This window comes from Sphingomonas sp. 2378, assembly GCF_038084995.1.
Classification (GTDB): domain Bacteria; phylum Pseudomonadota; class Alphaproteobacteria; order Sphingomonadales; family Sphingomonadaceae; genus Sphingomonas.
Window position 1 is genome coordinate 1 of sequence record NZ_JAXCMJ010000155.1, and the last position, 271, is coordinate 271.

Genomic DNA, 271 nt, shown 5'->3' on the forward strand with positions numbered 1-271 from the left:
CTGGCTGTTCCCGGGCCGCAGCTACACCGACCCGATCTCGACGCGGCAACTCCACCGTGCTGTCCACGAAGCGGCCGAGGCGGCGGGCATCCGCAAGCGGGTCAGCCCCCACACGTTGCGGCACAGTTTCGCTACCCACCTGCTCGAACAGGACGTCGACATCCGCGTCATTCAAGTCCTGCTCGGGCACAGCAAGCTGGAGACGACTGCGCTCTACACCAAGGTCGCGACGCGCACGATCCGCGCCGTCACCGGCCCGCTCGATCAGCTT

The 271-nt window shown here is 67.2% G+C and carries 1 protein-coding gene; it reads left to right on the forward strand.

What is annotated here, in order from left to right; all coding sequences use genetic code 11:
• A partial coding sequence (locus tag SM191_RS19920) for a tyrosine-type recombinase/integrase (RefSeq protein ID WP_341507679.1) occupies window positions 1-271 on the forward strand: 271 nt, incomplete at both ends.